Here is a 16,657-nt window from a genome sequence, read left to right on the forward strand (position 1 = left end):
CTGCATTAAAGGGACGCATATCATGGCAACCACACACACACTGGGCTTTCCGCGCATCGGCGCACAGCGAGAGCTCAAGTTCGCACTCGAATCCTACTGGAGCGGCAACTGCAACCGGGAGCAGCTGTTGCAAACCGGCAGCCGTATTCGCCAGCAAAACTGGGCGCAGCAGCACCAGGCAGGTCAGCCCCGGGTCAGCGTGAATGATTTCGCGCTTTACGACCAGGTGCTGGATCATTCCTGCCTGCTGGGCGTTATTCCGGCGCGCTTTCAGGATGGCTCAAGCGATGCATTTGATACGGCCTTTCGCATGGCGCGTGGGCGGGCGCCCTCCGGCACGGCGGTACGTGCCTGTGAAATGACCAAGTGGTTCGATACCAACTACCACTACCTGGTGCCGGAACTCGAGCCGCAACAGCGCTTTACACTCGCGCCGGACAAGCTGCTGGCAGAAATCGCCGAGGCTCGTGCCTGTGGCTTCGACGTCAAGCCCGTGCTGATCGGTCCCGTGACCTACCTGTGGCTGGCCAAGACTGCTGGTGACTTCGACCGCCTGCAGCTGCTGCCGGCGCTGCTGCAGGCCTACGCCGAGCTGTTCGCTATCCTCGCCCGCGAGGGCGTGGAGTGGCTGCAGCTGGACGAGCCCATTCTGGTGCAGGAGCTGGAGCCGGTCTGGCTGGGTGCGCTGGAAACCGCCTACCAGGCGCTGTCGGGCTCGGGGCTCAAGCTGCTGCTGACCACCTATTTCGGCAACCTGGGGGATAACCTCAGCCTGGCGCTGTCGCTGCCGGTACAGGGGCTGCATCTTGATGCCGTGCGCGGGGGCGCGGAGTATCGTCGTGTGCTGGCCGAACTGCGTGATGACCAGGTGTTGTCGCTGGGTATCGTTGACGGCCGCAATATCTGGAAAACTGACCTGTCGGCCCGCCTCAAGGAGCTGCAGCCGGTCAGCGATCAGCTTGGCGCCCGGCTCTGGTTGTCGAGCTCCTGTTCACTGCAGCACGTACCGGTGGACCTGGGTCAGGAAACGGCTCTGGATGCGGAGCTCAAGGGCTGGATGGCCTACGCGGTGCAGAAGCTGGCCGAACTGCAGTTGCTGGGAACGGCACTGAACGGCGGCCAGGTGACCGCTGCCCTGGCGGACAATGCCCTGGCGCTGGCCGGGCGTCGCAGCTCGACGCGAGTCCATCAGGACAGCGTCAAGCAGCGCTGCCTGCAGCTGTCGCTCAAGGATGGCGAACGGGGCCTGGCCTATGACGAGCGGGCGCCGCGCCAGCGTGAACGCCTGCAGTTGCCGGCTTTCCCCACCACGACCATCGGGTCTTTTCCGCAAACACCGGCCATTCGTCAGACCCGCGCGGGCTTTCGCCGGGGCGAACTGAGCGAGGCGGATTACGTCGCCCGGATGCAGGCAGAGATCGCCGACTGCATCGAACGCCAGGAAGCCTGTGGCCTGGACATGCTGGTGCACGGGGAGGCTGAGCGTAACGACATGGTGGAATACTTCGGTGAGCTGCTGCAGGGGTATGCCGTCAGTCGCAATGGCTGGGTACAGTCCTATGGTTCGCGTTGCGTCAAGCCGCCGGTTATCTACGGCGATGTCTATCGCGATGCAGCCATGACGGTGCAGTGGAGTCGTTATGCCCAGTCTTTGACCACCAAACCGGTCAAGGGCATGCTGACAGGGCCTGTAACCATGTTGCAGTGGGCCTTTGTGCGGGATGACCAGTCGCGCCAGCAGACCTGTCTGCAGGTTGCGCTGGCGCTGCGGGACGAGGTCTGTGAGCTGGAGGCCGCCGGCATCGCCGCGATCCAGATTGATGAACCCGCGATTCGCGAGGGGCTGCCGCTCAAGCGCAGCGAGTGGCAGCACTATCTTGACTGGGCCGTTTATGCCTTTCGCGTTTCGGCCTGCGGTGTGGCTCCCCAAACCCAGATACATACCCACATGTGCTATTCGGAGTTTAACGGCATTATCGAGGCGATCGCGGCCATGGATGCGGACGTGATCACCATCGAAACCAGCCGTTCGAACATGATGCTGCTGGATGCCTTTATCGATTTCGAGTATCCCAGCGAAATCGGACCGGGCGTCTATGACATTCACAGTCCCAATGTGCCGGAGGTGGCACAGATGGAAGCCCTGATGAGAAAGGCCGCCGAGCGCATTCCGGCCGAGCGTCTTTGGGTCAATCCTGACTGCGGTCTCAAGACCCGTGGCTGGGATGAGGTCGGCCCGAGTCTGGAGAACATGGTGGCGGCGGCCAAACGCCTGCGCGCCGACGGCTAGCGGCGCAGACAGGGGGCAAAGCCGGTACAATAGCGGGCGAGCGCCGGGCAGGTGTTACTGTCCGCCACTGTGTCCCCTGGTTGCCGGAGCCCCTGATGCCTGAATTCCCGCTATCCGATCCCCTGCCTGCCGCGCCAGGCGGCCAGGGTCGCGCGCATGTCAGTGACCGGCCTCGGTACCTGGTATGGCTGCAGGGCGATGCTGGCTGGGCGCGGCGACAGGCGGCGGCATTGCTGGCGGCACGGGGCGCCCAGCAGGTACTCTGGGTGGGCACGGAAGCGCCGCGGCCTTTCGAGGCCGTCGCCGCGCCCCGGGTCCAGCGCTGGCTTGGACGTGAGACCGATGCGGTGGTGTTCGATGCCTGCGCCGGTTTTAACCCCAATGCCTTTGGCCAGAGCGTGGGGACGGTGCGCGCTGGCGGAGTGCTAATCCTGCTGAGCCCCCCGGCGGAACGCTGGTGTCACTTTGCCGACCCCGAACAGCAAAACCTGGCGGTGCTGCCCTACGGGGCCTGCGACGTCGGGCATCGATTCATACGCCACCTGGTCAGGGTTCTCCAAGCCGATACACAGGTGTTTTGCCTGCTGCAGGATCCGCCTGCGTCACCTGCAGCGGGGCATTTTACCGCCATTGAACCCCTTTCCCAGGCGTTGTATATCGGTCACCCCGGCACGCCTGCGGTATCCGACAGATCGCACGCCGCTCAACTTGTCGCACCTTTTCGCAGTCTGGATCAGCAGCACGCGGTGGCAGATATCCTGCAGGGACTGGAGGATGCCGTGCCGCTGGTGCTGACCGCGGATCGAGGCCGGGGCAAGAGCGCAGCGCTGGGGCTGGCGGCGGCGCAATGGCTTGAGCGCCACGGGGGGGAGGTGCTGGTAACGGCCCCTGGGTTGGGGGCGCTGGAGGCGTTGTTCGAGCGCGTCCAGGCGCTGTTGCCGGGCGGTGAACTCAAGGCGGGCGCTTATCGCCATGCACTCGGTTCGGTGCGCTATCTGGCGCCGGAGCGCCTGTTGCATGGGGATACCGCAGGCGAGGTACTGCTGGTGGATGAGGCCGCCGCCATCCCGGCGCCGGTGCTGGCGCGCCTGCTGGCGAGGTTTCGCCGCATTCTGTTTGCCTCCACCGTGCATGGTTACGAAGGTACCGGACGCGGCTTTGCGGTGCGCTTTCGCCGCGAGCTGACACGCCGGGCACCGGGCTGGCGCGCCCTCAGTATGGAACAACCGGTACGCTGGAGCGCCAAGGACCCGCTGGAACAGCTGTCGTTTCGCCTGCTGCTGCTGGATGCCGAGCCGGCTGCCGCGGCCCGGGTGCGCACTCTGGCGCCCGCGCAGCTGAGCTATCAGCGCCTGGAACGGGACGAGCTGTTGCGCCAGCCAAAGCTGCTTGAACAGCTGTTTGGCCTGCTGGTGCTGGCGCACTACCGGACCACGCCCGGTGATCTGCGTATCCTGCTGGACAGTCCCAACCTGGGAATCTGGATTGCCAGCGCGGAGGGCCGGGTGGCGGGCGCGCTCTTGGTGGTGGAGGAAGGCGGCTTGCCAGCCGATCTGGCAGGCGCCATCCATGATGGCTATCGTCGCCCCGCCGGGCACCTGATTCCCCAGGCGCTGATTGGCCAGGATGGCCTGATGGCGGCGGCGCCCCTGCGTTGCCTGCGGGTGATGCGCATCGCCACGCACCCGGCACTGGAGCGTCGGGGGATCGCCAGCACCCTGCTGACCGGGCTCAAAGGCTGGGCGCAGGGCGAGGGTGTCGATTACCTGGGTACCTGCTTTGGCATCAGTGCGGATTTGCTGGGCTTTTGGCGCCACAATGGCTACGCCGCCATCCGGCTGGGTACGGTAAAGGACCCGGTCGGAGGCACCTTCGCCGGTATCCTGGCGCAGCCACTGAGTCGGGCGGGGGCTACGCTGGTTGCCGCGGCTCGCCAGCGCCTGCATGCCAGCCTGTTGCACCAGTTGCCGGCACAGCTGGCCGAGCTGGAGGCGCAGCTGGTACTGGCACTGCTGCCGTGTACCGAGGTTGCATTGTCCAGCGCCGAACGGATGGAGCTGGAAACCTTCGCCCGGCATAATCGCGCCTACGAGAGCTGCGAACCGGCGCTCTGGAAGCTATGCGCGGGCGGGCCCGAGCAGTGGCAACAGGCCGGCCTGAGCCTGGCTGAGCAGGAACTGCTGGTGCGCAAGGTATTGCAGCGCCAGAGCTGGGAGGCGATTGCGCTGACCCGCAAAGGCGGACGTCGGGCGCTGGTGCGCCAGTTACGTGAGAGTGCCGGGCGGTTGCTCTGTGCGCCCGCGATGGGCATGATGAACGAACGCTCGGCAGGCGTACAGCGATCCGGGTAGCGCCCAAGCGAGCCCGCCCGAGGTGGCGAAGCAGGCCGGCACACTGTTTGATCTTTGTCAGGAGTCACGGATGCGGCCAGGTGTGGTACGAGGGTTTTACCTGTTGGCGGGAATGCTGGCACTGCTGCTCGGCGCGCTGGGCGTGGTGCTGCCGCTGTTGCCGACCACGCCTTTTGTTATTCTGGCGGCGTTCTGTTTCTCCCGCAGTTCCGAAAGGCTGCACCAATGGTTGCTGAATCAGCGCCTGTTCGGCCCCCTGATCCGGGACTGGGAAGCCCACGGGGTGATTCCGCTGCGCATCAAGTGGCTGTCCACCAGCATGATGCTGCTACTGGTGAGCTACCCCATGCTGTTTCGGGACTTTGACTGGCGGCTCAAGGCCCTGGCCGGCGCCTCTATTCTGTGTGCCCTGCTGTATATCTGGACCCGCCCATCGGTGCCAGCACAGGTTCCGTCCCGCCAGAATGCCTGATCCCTTCAGGCGCTGGTGGTGGCACTAACCCCAGTGTTGCGGCCGCTGCCTCAGAGCAGGATTTCCACGTCCATGCCGACTTCCAGCACCGCTTCATTGCGCGGTATCAGGTTCTGTCCGAACAGTACCTGGCCTTTTTCGCCGCGGCGATACTGGGCCAGGGTGCGCAGTGGCTGTTGCTGCGCATGGGCAAGGGCTGTGCGGCTATCCAGGTTAACCATGACGCAGCGGGAGCAGGGTTTGACGAAATCCAGTTCCAGGCTACCGATACGAATGCGCTTCCAGCTGTCCTCGGCATAGGGATCGCAGTCGGCAATCACCAGGTTGGGGCGAAACTGGCCCATGCTCAGCGGCGATTCACAGCGCGAGGCGAGATCGTCCAGGGACCCCTGGCCGATCAGCAAAAGCGGATAGCCGTCGGCGAAGGCCACCGGCGCGCCGGGATCCAGAGCGGTAACGCGCCTGGATGCATCGCCAAAGTAGAGCAGCTGGCAGGGCAGGCCGAGGTAGTCGCTGAACCAGCGGTCGGCCGCCTCGCTGCATGCCTGGCCCTGAATGTCGTCATCCCAGACCCGAACCGGCCGGTACTGGCTGGAGAACTGGCGGTAGTTCAGGTACAGATCCGTGCAGCCCCTGGCAGTCAGTACCAGGCCGTCAACCCGGGGTGTGGCTTTTATCTTCAATAGGCTAGGATGCTTGCGGGCCGTCAGAAAGCGCCCCTGGGCATCGGCCAGCACAAAGCGGCGGTCAAGGCTTAAGCCGGTGCGCTCCACGAAGGCCCGCTCAAGGCGCAGACCTGCTGTCGATTTGATGGGATAAATATGCAGGTCGGACAGGTACGGCATCGGGATTCCTTGGACAGGTGTCAGTAGGGCAGTTTGCTGATAATGAGATCAAGGCGAATGCGCAGTGGCTCGCCGTGGCTGGATATTGCAATCAGGTATTCCTCGCCCCTGGGATATTCAAGGTCGCGAAATTCGATACGGTCGTGCAACACTGTACCGGTCGTCGCATCGCGCCATTGCACCTCGTAGCGTAATCTTCGCATGCAGGCGAGCTCGAATCCGTCGTGTACTTCACAATTGATGGGTGTATAGCGCTGCATGGTTGCCTCCCGTGGTGTTGACCTTGCCGCTGGCGTGGCCCGGGCTGGCCGGACTGAATCCGGCGGGCGGGCCGCAACCGCAACACTATATCAGCGCGTCGAATCGCGCCGCTACTGCCATGGGGCTTTCGACGCTGACTATACTCATGCACAACGACCAACGCGGGGGGAGCTATGGACCTTGATCCGAAACAGTTGCTAAAAATCGCCAATATGACCATGCCGTTTGGCAAGTACAAGGGACGGGTACTGCTGGATTTGCCGGAGCCCTATGTCGTCTGGTTTGCCCGCGAGGGCTTTCCCAATGGGGAACTCGGCAACCTGCTGCGCATGCTCTATGAAATCAAGCTTAATGGGCTGGAGGCGGTGCTTGAACCGCTGCGTCGACAGCACAGGGGAGGTTAACCGTGAAATCCGTTTCTCTGCTTATGCCGTTGTTGTGTCTGTGTCTGGCGCTGCCTGCCCAGGCGGCATCGCGCCAGGAAATTGATGCCAAGGCGAGCGAAGCCATGCAGCGCTTTTATCAACACAGCAGTGCGGGCCGTGAACTGGCCGAGCGTGCCGCCGGTGTCCTTATCTTTCCCGAAGTCTACAAGGCCGGTGTCGGCATTGGCGGGGAGTACGGAGAAGGCGCATTGCGGGTGTCCGGCACAACCGTCGATTATTACAGCACCGCTGCCGCCTCCATTGGCTTTCAGCTGGGGGCGCAGATCAAGAGCCAGATTATCCTGTTCATGACCCAGGATGCATTGAGACGCTTTCGCCGCGGTGATGGCTGGGAGGCCGGTGTCGATGGCAGTGTCGCCATCGCCGATATGGGGGCCGGCGGCGCGATCGATTCCAGTACCCTGCAGGCGCCGATCATCGGCTTTATCTTTTCCAACAAGGGGCTGATGTACAACCTGACACTGGAAGGCTCCAAATTCACCCGGATGGACAAATAATGCGAAATATCTCCAGGCTATGCACACTGGCCGTGCTGCTGGCGGCATTGCCACTGACGACCCTGGCTGAAAAGCCGGACGACAAACCCGGCAACAGGCACGACAAGAAACAGGAGCAGCCACAACAGAAGCACAAGAACAAGTCCCAGGACAAAGAGCACCAGACTCAGGTGAAAGATGGCGCGCCCAGGCATGAGGCACGGCTGCACGCGCCCATGGGAGAGTCGGACCGTGACTATATACGTCACTACTTCGGTGGCGGTGACCCGGGTACTGGCGCGAAGCAAAAAACCTTGCCACCGGGGCTGCAGAAAAAGCTTGAACGCGGCGGCGACTTGCCGCCCGGGTGGCAAAAAAAGGTCGCGCGGGGCGAAGTGCTGGAGCCCGATCTGAGGCGTCGGGCCCAGCGTTTGCCAGCGGACCTGAATCAGGCGCTGCACGGCTACGATGCCAATACCGAATTGCTGCTGCTGGAAGACCGGGTCGTTCGGGTGGCCACCGGGCAGGGCACGGTGCTGGATGTAATTGATATTGCTGATATATTGGTGCGCTGACGGCGGCCCTTTGGGTTGTCACCTGTAGTTGTTGACGGGACGAATCATGACACCGGCGATCAAGGCGGCGCAGAAGGCAAAAATCAGTTTTCAGGTTCATGAGTATGCCCATGATCCGGCGGCGCCGTCTTACGGCCTGGAGGCGGCGGATGCCCTGGGGCAGTCGCCGCTGCGGGTCTTCAAGACGCTGCTGGTGGCGCTGAACGGCGATGCTCGGCGTCTGGCGGTCGCGCTGGTGCCGGTGTCCGGCTTGCTGGACCTGAAAGCCGTGGCTTCGGCCCTGGGCAGCAAGAAAGTCACCATGGCCGAGGCGCAGGATGCACAGCGCAGCACCGGTTATGTGGTGGGGGGAATCAGTCCGCTGGGACAGAAAAAACGCCTGCCGATGGTGCTCGATGCCAGCGCCCTGGCATTTCCCAGCATTTACATGAGCGCCGGCCGGCGCGGGCTTGAGATCGAAATGGCCGCATCTGACCTGGTTGCGCTGACCGGTGCGGTGACGGCGGACATCGGGCGAGGCTGACGCCGCTGGCGCTGCAGCCTTGGGCTCCTGCAGGCTCGAGCCTAGCTGATTTTGCGCGCCGCCGGCCGGTTACTGTCTCTGGTCTCGCTTTTGCTACTGTCGCCGGGCTTGAAATCACTGGCTTCCAGGCTGTGGCGGTTGAGCAGCTTGTAGAAATCGGTGCGGTTGCGCTGGGCAATGCGTGCGGCATGGGTCACGTTACCCTCGGTAATGCGCAGCACTTTGATCAGGTAACGGCGCTCAAAGTCGGCCCGGGCCTCATTGAAGGACGGTACCACCCGCTCCTGGTTGGCCAGGGCCTGGGACACCAGGCCTTCGGATACGATGGGGCTGCTGCTCAGGGCCACGACCTGTTCGAGTACATTTTCCAGCTGGCGTACGTTGCCGGGCCAGGCGGCCTGGGCCAGCAGGTGAATGGCACCGGGTGAAATGCCCCTCACCCTGGGGTTGTGGCGATCCGCAGCCTTGCCGAGAAAGTGTCGTGCCAGCAAGGGTATGTCCTCGGGCCTGTCACGCAGGGGCGGGAGATCCAGATTGACCACATTCAGGCGGTAGTACAGGTCCTCCCGGAATTCCTGGGCTTCGATGGCCTGTTCCAGGTTACGGTGCGTCGCTGAAATAATGCGTACATCAATGGGCACATCGTCGGTCGACCCCACGGCCCGCACCGTGCGTTCCTGCAGTGCGCGCAGCAGCTTGACCTGCAGGGTCTGGGGCATGTCGCCGATTTCGTCCAGAAACAGGGTGCCGCCGTGGGCGGCCTGGAACAGCCCCCGGTGCTGGGTAATGGCGCCGGTAAAGGCGCCCTTGTTGTGACCAAAGAGTTCGGATTCAAGCAGCTGCTCGGGCAGTGCGCCGCAGTTGATGGCGACAAAGGCCTTGCTGGCGCGCCGGCTGGCCTTGTGGATGGCCTTGGCGAAACACTCCTTGCCACTGCCGCTGGCGCCGGTAATTAGCAGGCTGACGTCGGATTCGGCAACGCGCTGAGCCTGCAGCAGCAGCGACTCGATAGCGGGGCTGGCGCCGATGATGCCGGCACGCCACTCCTGATCCTGCCGGCGGACGCTGGACTTGAGGGCCGCCCGCACGGTATCGAGTAACTGGTCACGGTCGATTGGCTTGGTCAGGAAGGCATAGACGCCGCGCTGGGTGGCGGATACGGCCTCGGGAATCGAGCCGTGGGCCGTCATGATGACCACCGGCAGGTCTGGCCGTCGCCGCTGGACCTGTTCAAACAGTGCCATGCCGTCCATATGGTCCATGCGCAGATCGGTAATGATCAGATCCACGGTGTCACCGGACAGCAGCTGCAGGGCTTCCTGGCCGCTTTCGGCACAGCTGATGCGGTAGTCCTGTGCCTGCAGGCGCATCTTGAGTAGCTTGAGCAGCGCCGTGTCGTCATCGACCAGCAGGAGGTGTGGCATTCTGTTCATGATCATAAATCCTTGCGCTGTCGCGTGATCTCTTGTTCCAGGTCCGTGAGCGCTTCTATCTTTCGTTTTAATTCGTCGATCTGGGTATTCTGTTGCTGTATCAGGCTGCGCTGCTGCTGACGGGGTTCCAGCTGGCGCTGGTGGAGGTACAGGTAGCGATCCGCAGTGCACTCGGCATCAGGATACAGCGGCAGGCTGGCCAACAGGCTGCTGCCGCGGCTGAACTGCTCGGCACTGGCCAGGGGGCTGGTCAGCAGCAGGGCTTCCAGCGCCTTGTCATTGCTTTTAACCACCTGTGCCAGTTGCTGCCGGCGGGCAGATTCGCGGCTGCCGAGGTAGTGCTGCTGCCGGACCAGCAAATCGGCCAGGGCCGCGTTGCTAACGTAGCAGGCCGGGCCATGTGAGGGGGTTTGCAACGCGCCGGGTACCTGGCAGCCAAGCAGGCCCAGCAACAGCGGCATGATCAGCAGATTACGTGGCATGTCTTTCACTCACCGCGGGTAACATGATTCTGAAGACCACCTTGTGGTTGGCATTATGGGCAAGGGACAGGCGCGCGCCCAGGGCGATGGCGGCATCCTGGGCGACGCTCAGGCCGATCCCGGAACCCTTGAGGGGCCCGCGGCGACGGTTCTTGCCCTGGAAAAACGGCTTGAAGATCTGTTCGATTTCCTCGCTCGGGATCAAGGGACCAATGTTGCCTATGTCGATGTGCATCTGACCGTCCTGTACCTGGTAGCTGACACTGAGTTCGCCCTGCTCATCACCGTAGTAAATCGCATTTGAAATCAGATTGCTGAGAATTCGATGCAACATGGCCCGGTCGGTGGGCCATTGGGCATCCTTGCCCGGGCGTCGCAATCGAATCCTTTTTTGCTCCAGCAACAACTTGTGGGGGTGCAGGGCGGCGTTGAGGCAGCTGTCCAGGCTGGTGCTGCGTACATCCAGCGGTCCGGGCTGTTGCAGGCGGTTGTAGTCCAGCAACTGCTCAATCAGTGTCTGCAGCTCAAAGCTATTGCGCTGAATCAGCTCGATGATCTCGCGCTGGTTATCGGTGAGCGGGCCTGCGACTTCCTCCGCCATGAGGTCCGACCCTTCGCGCAGCGTGGTCAGCGGCGTTTTCAGCTCATGTGAAATATGGCGCAGAAAGCGCTGCTTTTCCTGTTCGAGCTCGTTGAGGTGATCGCCCAGCCAGTCGAGTTGTGCATTCAGGTCGACCAGTTCGCGCGGTCCGCGCAGCGCCGCCCTGTCTTGCTGCTGGCCGTGGCCCAGGGCGCGAATTCGAGCAATCAGCAGGCTTACCGGGCGGCTGATGCGCAGGCTGAAATAGAGCATCAGCAAGGCGGAAACTGCGATCAGGATCGACGCCAGCAGCCAGAGTGCCTGCTGTGTCGCACGGGCCTGGCTATCCAGTTTTGCGAGGCGTTGTTCGAGCTGGCGATTGCTTTGTGTAATCAGCTCGCCGGTCAACAGGACCAGTTGTTCAAGCAGGGGCAGCCCGATTTCACCGTCCTGGGCCTGTTCGATCAGGATCAACGTATCCTGCAACCGGGGGATCACCGGATTGCCTTCGAGCAGAAAGCTCTGGATGTCCAGCTGGTTGCGATAATGGCCGACTTGTTCCTGCTGGCGGCCCCGGATTTCGCTGCGCTGCAGGATGGCATATTGGCGTGCCGAACGCAGTATGTCTTCGGCCAGCACATCGAGCTGCAGGTTGCGCTGAATGATTTCCAGCGACAGGCGTGCTTCCTCCCGTCCCTGCCGGGCCTGTTCAACCAGCTCGTTGCTGGCCTGTACCAGCAGCACGCCAAGGGGGGTGACGACCAGCAGAAATGCCAGCAGGATCAGCTGCCTGAGCGATCCGGCACGCCAGCGGTGAGTCGGGGTCATGGGACGGGTCCGAAGCCTGGGGGTGAGGGCAGTATTATCCATCAAATGAAATCTGTCGTTAAGCGCAGACAGTTTGTGCCAAGTGCGACAGCCTGACCGTTACACCCGTACGGAGTCCAGTTCCTGCGGGCTCAGGTAACCGTCCAGATCCAGATCCATGCGGTAAAACTCCAGGCCAAGGGTCTTGTCCTGGCGGGCTTCGAGAAAGCTGAGCTTGCCGTCGGCATTGCGATCAAGCTGGAAAAACACGGGCATCGATACCTGGGGCAGGCCTGTGGGCAGGGCATCGGTGGCCTGCGCCGGGCTCTGTGTCAGCCAGAGGGTGACGGTTGCAAGGGCGCCGGCCCCCAGTATGGCAGTCATTTTCATTCAGGCTCTCCCTGTCGGTGGAATGAAGCCGTACAGCAATACAATCTTTGTGCCGTTCGGGCTTAAAGTCTTTAAAAATAATAAGTTATCGATATTTGTCGCAGTATCTGCCGTATGTTGCAGACACGGGGAAGCATCGGGGGAGTATTTGGTGTCTCCAAATGCATACGGTTGCTAAGTATCTTTCTTAAAATTATTTAATATCAATAGCTTATGGTGTCTCTATATGGATACATAGGTATTTTTTCAGGTTGCAGCCGGTCTGCTGTACAGGCCGGGAGCCGCTGCAGCGCAGCCTGGGTTCGGCACCTTGTCATCAGGCCAGGTTGTCCGGAATGGGGCTGGATTCGCCGCGCTCGTCGATGGGGAAGGTGTCAGGGGATGGCAGCAAAAGGTGTGCCGTATCATCGCCCGCAGGCTTCGCGGGAACGGGGCGCGGGTCAGGTTCCAGCGCAGGTGACGGAATTCTGGACTCTATGTCCACCGGCTGTACAGGGCCCGGTTTCAGGGCTTCATTGGCGGCTCCCAGTGTCGCGGCGGCCACGACGATGCCGCACAGTAGCAAGACAGATTTCTGCATGTTTGCACTCCTTGTCAGATATTGCAGGGCTGCTGCGGCCCTGGCTGTTATCTGTTAGATCAAGAGGCGTGCCAGTCTATGTTAATCCTTTAAATAACAGTAGGTTACAGTTATGTAATGGCTGATGGGCCGGCGCTCTGCGCGGCTGTCGGGTGAAAGCTGTTGCGTATTACAGACAGTAATTCTGTATGAGCCAAAAAATGAATAAAAACAAAGGACTGGACGTCGCCTGGTGGCGACTTCAGGCCCGAGGAGATACCCGCGCCGGGGCTAGCCCGGCACGTCTGTATGGCAGGTCTGGCGCGCCGTTTCAGTCGAGCCTGAATCCTATCTTGACCACAACCTGGTAGTGCGCGACCTTGCCGTCCTGGATGTGGCCGCGCATTTCCTTGACCTCGAACCAGTCGAGGTTGTCCAGGGAAGCGGCGGCCTTGCTGACCGCTTTCTGGATGGCATCGTCGTAGCCTGTGGTGGATGAGCCGGCGACTTCTATGAGCTTGTAGACGTGTTCAGACATGGGAAACCCTCGCGAGTGGACGCCGCCCGGACGGACGGCTGTCCTTAATTAATAGCAGCGGGTGTCCGGTTCTTCGATGACGGGATTGCACAATTCGCCAATTCCCTCGATTTCAATCCGCACCCGGTCGCCAGGCTTCATGTACCCGCGGGGTTTCATGGCAACGCCTACGCCTGAGCTGGTACCAGTGGCGATGATGTCGCCGGGCTCCAGCGTGCAAACGGTGGAAAGCGTGGCGATGAGCTGGTAACAGTTGAAGATCAGGTGGCGGGTGTTGCTGTGCTGGCGCAATTCGTCATTGACCCAGGTGCGCAGTTCCAGGTTGTGCGGGTCCAGGCCTTCGCCGGTTTCAATCCAGGGGCCGATGGGGCCGTGGGTGTCAAAGGACTTTCCCAGTGTCCAGGTCGGGGATTTGACCTGCCAGTCCCGTACCGAGACATCATTGGCGATGGTGTAGCCGCCAATGACGCTGGCGGCCTTTTCCAGTGGCACATGGCGGCAGCGCCGGCCGATAACGATGGCCAGCTCGCCTTCGTAGTCGAGCTTGTCGGATATTCTGGGTTTGTGAATGGCCTCACCCGGACCTATGACGCAGCTGTTCTGCTTGTTGAAAATCGTCGGGAATTCCGGCGTGGCAAGGCCGGTCTCGCGAATGTGGTCGGCGTAATTCAGGCCCACGCCGAGGAACTTGCCCGGGCGCGGTACCGGTGCCAGCAGGCGGACCTGGTCGAACGCGAGGGTGGCAGCGGGATGCCCGGCGAGCTGTTGCAGACGCTGCAGTGCAGGTGCCCCGGCGGCCAGCAGGGCCGGCATGTCGCCGGGAAGCTGGGGGTCAGCGGCGGCATTAATAACGTGGCCGTCCAGAAGGGCGCCGACGGACTGGCGACCCTGGTGTTCAAAGGTGATCAAGCGCATGGTGAATTCCGGTTTTGTCGGGACGGGTTTGAGCCGATGGTGCTGGCTGAGGGCAGGCGCTGAAAGCGCCCTGAGCTGTGCAGGAGCGCTCCAGGCTTTCGGGGCCGTCAGCAGCTGTCAGGACAGCAGGACCCCAGTTTGCCCAGTGGCAGTGCCCGATGCAAGGCCGGTGGCCGGTGCGGCCAGCGCCTGCAGTAGCTGATGGATGATGCTGTCGTATGCGGCGGGCTGGGGCCGCTTTTTGCTCAGTACGCGCAGTCCCCAGATACCGTTCATCAAAAACTGTCCCAGCTCGGAGGCGCAGCTGTGACTGTGCAGTTCGCCGTCGTCCATGGCGCGCTGCAAGGTGGCTGTATAGCGCTGCTCGACACGATTCAGGTAGGCGTTGATGCGCTCGCGTATTTCATCGTCCTGGGAGCCCAGCTCCAGCAGGCTGTTGATCATCAGGCAGCCGCGGCCGTCTCTGTCCTCGACCAGTTCCTGCTTGAGGCGCCCAAGCAGGGTTGCAATGGCCTGCAGTGGACTGGCGGCACTGTGGATAACGCTATCGATGCGCGCCAGGCGGTCGGCGGCGTAGGTATCGATGATCTCGAGAAAGAGGCCACGCTTGCTGTGAAAGGCGCCGTATAGCGAACCGGGTTTCAGGTTGGTTGCCTGGAGCAGGGTGTTGATGGAGGTCGCGCTGTAACCGGAATACCAGAATACGTTCATCGCAGACGTGACAACCTCGGCGCGAACAAATTCAACCGGTCTGGCCATGGGTAGTTTCTCCACATCAAATGCGGCTATTATCGGTTACCTCGTGGAACATTCAACCTGAAAGTAACATTTAATATGCGTATTTTACGGGCAGGCCGAGCCTGTCTCCTGGTGGCGCTGGCTTTTGTTGCCGGCTGTGCGCTGCAGCCGCGGCCCGGGGCGGACAACGAGCAACTTTTTTACCGTGGCGAAGTATCTCCGGACGGGGATCGCTGGGTGATTCAGCCCTGTTACTCGCGCCGTCGCCAGGTGCTCAGCGACCCGCTGGGCCTGCTGGCAGAACGTTACCAGGCGCAGGCGGTCCTGCCCGGGTTGCCACTCTATATGGAACTCAGGGCAAGCACGGCGGGCGAGGTGGGGAACCTGCTGCTGGTGGGTGGCGATAGCCGTGCCTGTGCCGCGGAACTCGATGGTATCCGCCTGCGAGCCGCAGGCTTTGCACCTGACTGGGCGGCGGACCTGTCCGGCGACCGTCTTGATGTGCGGGACCAGAGCCGGCGGATGCGGTTTATCTTCAGCGTGACCCAGACATCAAGCAGACGCGGCGATCTGCGCTGGGAAGGCCGCCTGCAGACGCCGGATGGCAAGGCGCGCGACGTTGACCTGCGCCTGCGCGAGTCCGGTTGCGAGGATGCCTCGGGCGTCTGGTATGGCCTGAGCGTGAACATGCGCCTGGACGGGCGCAACTATCAGGGCTGCGGTCGCTACGGTGATCTGACCCGCACGGCCCTGGCGGGACGCTATTCACGGGTTCTGGTGTCCGGTGAAGGGCCTGCGCGCACCACGGTGCTTGAATTGAGTGCAGAGGGCGCCGCCAGCCTGAGCGAGGATTACCACGATGGTGCCGAGCCGGTGCGCCGCGACGGCAGCTGGCGCTGGATGCCCACGGGCAAGCTGATGCTGCACCTGATGCAGCGAGATGGCGAAAGTGAGCAGCAGCTGCGCCTGTTTCGCCGCCAGCCCGATGGCACCCTGGTGCTGGAGGGACGGGTGCCGGAATACGGCGTTGTGGGTTTGCGGCTCTCGCCGGACTAGCCCCGGATGCAGTGACCACACAATGCTTCTTGCACCGATGCGATGACGAAAACGGAGCCTTCATGGAACTGACCGAAACCCTGCTCGACCAGATTGAATGCATCGCCCGGGAGGCTGCCGGCGTGATCATGGCGGTGTACCAGCGCGACTTTGGCGTGACCCACAAGGCGGACAAGTCACCCCTGACGGAGGCTGACAGTGCGGCCCATGGCCTGATCACAGCCCGGCTCGCTGCGCTGACGCCGGCCGTGCCGATTCTGTCGGAGGAAGATACCGCGAGCTTTGCCGGAGCCGATGCCGCGGGGCGTTACTGGCTGGTTGATCCACTGGATGGCACCCGGGAATTCATCAAACGCAATGGTGAATTTACCGTCAACATCGCCCTGATCGAGCGGGGCCGGGCGGTACTGGGTGTCGTCTGGGTGCCGGTGCAGGGCCTGGCCTATCTGGGTGCTCGGGGGCTGGGGGCGTTCAAGCAGGACGCCGCGGGCGTGCGTCGCCCCATCGCCGTGGCTGAACACTGTTCGGGTACGCCCTGGAAGGTGGTTGGCAGCCGCTCCCATGCCAGTGAGGCCACCGCGCGCTGGCTGTCCCGGCTGGGCTGCTGTGAGCTCGAGGCGATCGGCAGTTCACTCAAGCTCTGCCTGGTGGCCGAAGGTCGCGCCGATGTTTATCCGCGCCTGGGGCCCACCTGCCTGTGGGATACCGCCGCCGCCCAGGCGGTGGTGGAGCAGGCCGGGGGCGCGGTTATCGGGCTCGACGGCACCGCCCTGTGCTATGCGGACACAGAGCACCTGCTCAATCCGTATTTCGTGGTGCACGGTCGCAGCGACATGCACTGGCCGTCGCTGAGCGAGTAGGCGAGCTGTTCAAACAGCTGTTTCCGCTGCCCGGTACGACAGGTATCATTGGCCCGCGCC

The 16,657-nt window shown here is 62.4% G+C and carries 19 protein-coding genes; 9 read left to right on the forward strand and 10 right to left on the reverse strand.

Features of this window, described 5'->3' with window-relative positions:
- The first annotated feature begins 22 nt into the window (after positions 1 to 22).
- The 3 genes from metE to KDW95_RS01985 all read left to right on the forward strand — a co-directional run bounded on the left by metE (position 23) and on the right by KDW95_RS01985 (position 5,113).
- The gene (gene metE, locus KDW95_RS01975; RefSeq protein ID WP_255854564.1) at positions 23 to 2,290 is read left to right on the forward strand and encodes a 5-methyltetrahydropteroyltriglutamate--homocysteine S-methyltransferase; all 2,268 of its coding nucleotides are present in this window, start codon (positions 23 to 25) and stop codon (positions 2,288 to 2,290) included.
- A 95-nt stretch (positions 2,291 to 2,385) separates the two neighbouring features.
- Entirely contained in the window at positions 2,386 to 4,641 is a 2,256-nt protein-coding gene (locus tag KDW95_RS01980; protein WP_255854565.1) for a tRNA(Met) cytidine acetyltransferase TmcA, read from the forward strand.
- Between the two features lie 70 nt (positions 4,642 to 4,711).
- Positions 4,712 to 5,113 (forward strand): YbaN family protein, encoded by a 402-nt coding sequence (locus KDW95_RS01985; RefSeq protein ID WP_255854566.1) that lies wholly within the window; start codon positions 4,712 to 4,714, stop codon positions 5,111 to 5,113.
- Between the two features lie 50 nt (positions 5,114 to 5,163).
- Here the strand turns inward: KDW95_RS01985 and KDW95_RS01990 are convergent, their stop codons facing one another.
- Positions 5,164 to 5,958, reverse strand: a complete 795-nt coding sequence (locus tag KDW95_RS01990; protein WP_255854567.1) for an MOSC domain-containing protein — start codon at positions 5,956 to 5,958, stop codon at positions 5,164 to 5,166.
- Positions 5,959 to 5,978: 20 nt separating this feature from the next.
- The gene (locus KDW95_RS01995) at positions 5,979 to 6,218 is read right to left on the reverse strand and encodes a Rho-binding antiterminator (RefSeq protein ID WP_255854568.1); all 240 of its coding nucleotides are present in this window, start codon (positions 6,216 to 6,218) and stop codon (positions 5,979 to 5,981) included.
- 174 nt (positions 6,219 to 6,392) lie between these two features.
- Between KDW95_RS01995 and KDW95_RS02000 the strand changes: the two genes are divergently transcribed.
- From KDW95_RS02000 to ybaK, 4 genes are read left to right on the forward strand one after another with little or no spacing between them, the layout of a single operon-like run.
- Entirely contained in the window at positions 6,393 to 6,623 is a 231-nt protein-coding gene (locus tag KDW95_RS02000; protein WP_255854569.1) for a DUF3820 family protein, read from the forward strand.
- 2 nt (positions 6,624 to 6,625) lie between these two features.
- Positions 6,626 to 7,162 (forward strand): BPSL1445 family SYLF domain-containing lipoprotein, encoded by a 537-nt coding sequence (locus KDW95_RS02005; protein WP_255854570.1) that lies wholly within the window; start codon positions 6,626 to 6,628, stop codon positions 7,160 to 7,162.
- Positions 7,162 to 7,716: a hypothetical protein gene (locus KDW95_RS02010; RefSeq protein ID WP_255854571.1), complete on the forward strand. Its 555-nt coding sequence runs from the start codon at positions 7,162 to 7,164 to the stop codon at positions 7,714 to 7,716. The genes KDW95_RS02005 and KDW95_RS02010 overlap by 1 nt, the downstream gene beginning before the upstream one ends.
- 46 nt (positions 7,717 to 7,762) lie before the next feature.
- Positions 7,763 to 8,239: a Cys-tRNA(Pro) deacylase gene (ybaK, locus tag KDW95_RS02015; RefSeq protein WP_255854573.1), complete on the forward strand. Its 477-nt coding sequence runs from the start codon at positions 7,763 to 7,765 to the stop codon at positions 8,237 to 8,239.
- Between the two features lie 41 nt (positions 8,240 to 8,280).
- Here the strand turns inward: ybaK and KDW95_RS02020 are convergent, their stop codons facing one another.
- The 8 genes from KDW95_RS02020 to KDW95_RS02055 all read right to left on the reverse strand — a co-directional run bounded on the left by KDW95_RS02020 (position 8,281) and on the right by KDW95_RS02055 (position 14,702).
- A complete protein-coding gene (locus tag KDW95_RS02020; RefSeq protein ID WP_255854574.1) occupies positions 8,281 to 9,672 on the reverse strand; it encodes a sigma 54-interacting transcriptional regulator in 1,392 nt (463 codons plus the stop codon).
- A 2-nt stretch (positions 9,673 to 9,674) separates the two neighbouring features.
- Complete coding sequence (locus KDW95_RS02025) at positions 9,675 to 10,154, reverse strand: hypothetical protein (protein ID WP_255854575.1); 480 nt, start codon at positions 10,152 to 10,154, stop codon at positions 9,675 to 9,677.
- Positions 10,144 to 11,562, reverse strand: coding sequence for a sensor histidine kinase (locus KDW95_RS02030; protein ID WP_255854576.1), 1,419 nt, complete (start codon positions 11,560 to 11,562; stop codon positions 10,144 to 10,146). The genes KDW95_RS02025 and KDW95_RS02030 overlap by 11 nt, the downstream gene beginning before the upstream one ends.
- Positions 11,563 to 11,661: 99 nt before the next feature.
- Positions 11,662 to 11,931: a hypothetical protein gene (locus tag KDW95_RS02035; RefSeq protein WP_255854577.1), complete on the reverse strand. Its 270-nt coding sequence runs from the start codon at positions 11,929 to 11,931 to the stop codon at positions 11,662 to 11,664.
- Between the two features lie 316 nt (positions 11,932 to 12,247).
- The gene (locus KDW95_RS02040; RefSeq protein ID WP_255854578.1) at positions 12,248 to 12,511 is read right to left on the reverse strand and encodes a hypothetical protein; all 264 of its coding nucleotides are present in this window, start codon (positions 12,509 to 12,511) and stop codon (positions 12,248 to 12,250) included.
- 310 nt (positions 12,512 to 12,821) lie between these two features.
- Positions 12,822 to 13,028 carry a dodecin gene (locus KDW95_RS02045; RefSeq protein ID WP_255854579.1) on the reverse strand — a complete coding sequence of 69 codons (207 nt, stop codon included), beginning with the start codon at positions 13,026 to 13,028 and terminating at the stop codon, positions 12,822 to 12,824.
- A 48-nt stretch (positions 13,029 to 13,076) separates the two neighbouring features.
- On the reverse strand, positions 13,077 to 13,943 hold the full coding sequence (locus tag KDW95_RS02050; protein WP_255854580.1) for a fumarylacetoacetate hydrolase family protein: 867 nt from the start codon (positions 13,941 to 13,943) through the stop codon (positions 13,077 to 13,079).
- A 117-nt stretch (positions 13,944 to 14,060) separates the two neighbouring features.
- On the reverse strand, positions 14,061 to 14,702 hold the full coding sequence (locus KDW95_RS02055; RefSeq protein ID WP_255854581.1) for a TetR/AcrR family transcriptional regulator: 642 nt from the start codon (positions 14,700 to 14,702) through the stop codon (positions 14,061 to 14,063).
- A 75-nt stretch (positions 14,703 to 14,777) separates the two neighbouring features.
- On the opposite strand from KDW95_RS02055, the gene KDW95_RS02060 reads away from it, so the two are divergent.
- On the forward strand, positions 14,778 to 15,737 hold the full coding sequence (locus KDW95_RS02060; RefSeq protein ID WP_255854582.1) for a hypothetical protein: 960 nt from the start codon (positions 14,778 to 14,780) through the stop codon (positions 15,735 to 15,737).
- 62 nt (positions 15,738 to 15,799) lie between these two features.
- Positions 15,800 to 16,597: a 3'(2'),5'-bisphosphate nucleotidase CysQ gene (gene cysQ / locus KDW95_RS02065; protein ID WP_255854583.1), complete on the forward strand. Its 798-nt coding sequence runs from the start codon at positions 15,800 to 15,802 to the stop codon at positions 16,595 to 16,597.
- Positions 16,598 to 16,657: the final 60 nt, after the last annotated feature.

Source organism: Marinobacterium rhizophilum (genome assembly GCF_024397915.1).
In the GTDB taxonomy this organism is placed as follows: Bacteria; Pseudomonadota; Gammaproteobacteria; order Pseudomonadales; family Balneatricaceae; genus Marinobacterium_A; species Marinobacterium_A rhizophilum_A.

Bases quoted from the DNA above. Each gene is read 5' to 3' on its own strand.
- KDW95_RS02010 (WP_255854571.1), top strand. From the start codon at position 7,162: ATGCGAAATATCTCCAGGCTATGCACACTGGCCGTGCTGCTGGCGGCA.
- metE (WP_255854564.1), top strand. From the start codon at position 23: ATGGCAACCACACACACACTGGGCTTTCCGCGCATCGGCGCACAGCGA.
- KDW95_RS01980 (WP_255854565.1), top strand. From the start codon at position 2,386: ATGCCTGAATTCCCGCTATCCGATCCCCTGCCTGCCGCGCCAGGCGGC.
- KDW95_RS02060 (WP_255854582.1), top strand. From the start codon at position 14,778: ATGCGTATTTTACGGGCAGGCCGAGCCTGTCTCCTGGTGGCGCTGGCT.
- ybaK (WP_255854573.1), top strand. From the start codon at position 7,763: ATGACACCGGCGATCAAGGCGGCGCAGAAGGCAAAAATCAGTTTTCAG.
- KDW95_RS02020 (WP_255854574.1), bottom strand. From the start codon at position 9,672: ATGAACAGAATGCCACACCTCCTGCTGGTCGATGACGACACGGCGCTG.
- KDW95_RS01985 (WP_255854566.1), top strand. From the start codon at position 4,712: ATGCGGCCAGGTGTGGTACGAGGGTTTTACCTGTTGGCGGGAATGCTG.
- cysQ (WP_255854583.1), top strand. From the start codon at position 15,800: ATGGAACTGACCGAAACCCTGCTCGACCAGATTGAATGCATCGCCCGG.
- KDW95_RS01995 (WP_255854568.1), bottom strand. From the start codon at position 6,218: ATGCAGCGCTATACACCCATCAATTGTGAAGTACACGACGGATTCGAG.
- KDW95_RS02040 (WP_255854578.1), bottom strand. From the start codon at position 12,511: ATGCAGAAATCTGTCTTGCTACTGTGCGGCATCGTCGTGGCCGCCGCG.
- KDW95_RS02025 (WP_255854575.1), bottom strand. From the start codon at position 10,154: ATGCCACGTAATCTGCTGATCATGCCGCTGTTGCTGGGCCTGCTTGGC.
- KDW95_RS02035 (WP_255854577.1), bottom strand. From the start codon at position 11,931: ATGAAAATGACTGCCATACTGGGGGCCGGCGCCCTTGCAACCGTCACC.
- KDW95_RS02000 (WP_255854569.1), top strand. From the start codon at position 6,393: ATGGACCTTGATCCGAAACAGTTGCTAAAAATCGCCAATATGACCATG.
- KDW95_RS02045 (WP_255854579.1), bottom strand. From the start codon at position 13,028: ATGTCTGAACACGTCTACAAGCTCATAGAAGTCGCCGGCTCATCCACC.
- KDW95_RS02055 (WP_255854581.1), bottom strand. From the start codon at position 14,702: ATGGCCAGACCGGTTGAATTTGTTCGCGCCGAGGTTGTCACGTCTGCG.
- KDW95_RS01990 (WP_255854567.1), bottom strand. From the start codon at position 5,958: ATGCCGTACCTGTCCGACCTGCATATTTATCCCATCAAATCGACAGCA.
- KDW95_RS02030 (WP_255854576.1), bottom strand. From the start codon at position 11,562: ATGACCCCGACTCACCGCTGGCGTGCCGGATCGCTCAGGCAGCTGATC.
- KDW95_RS02050 (WP_255854580.1), bottom strand. From the start codon at position 13,943: ATGCGCTTGATCACCTTTGAACACCAGGGTCGCCAGTCCGTCGGCGCC.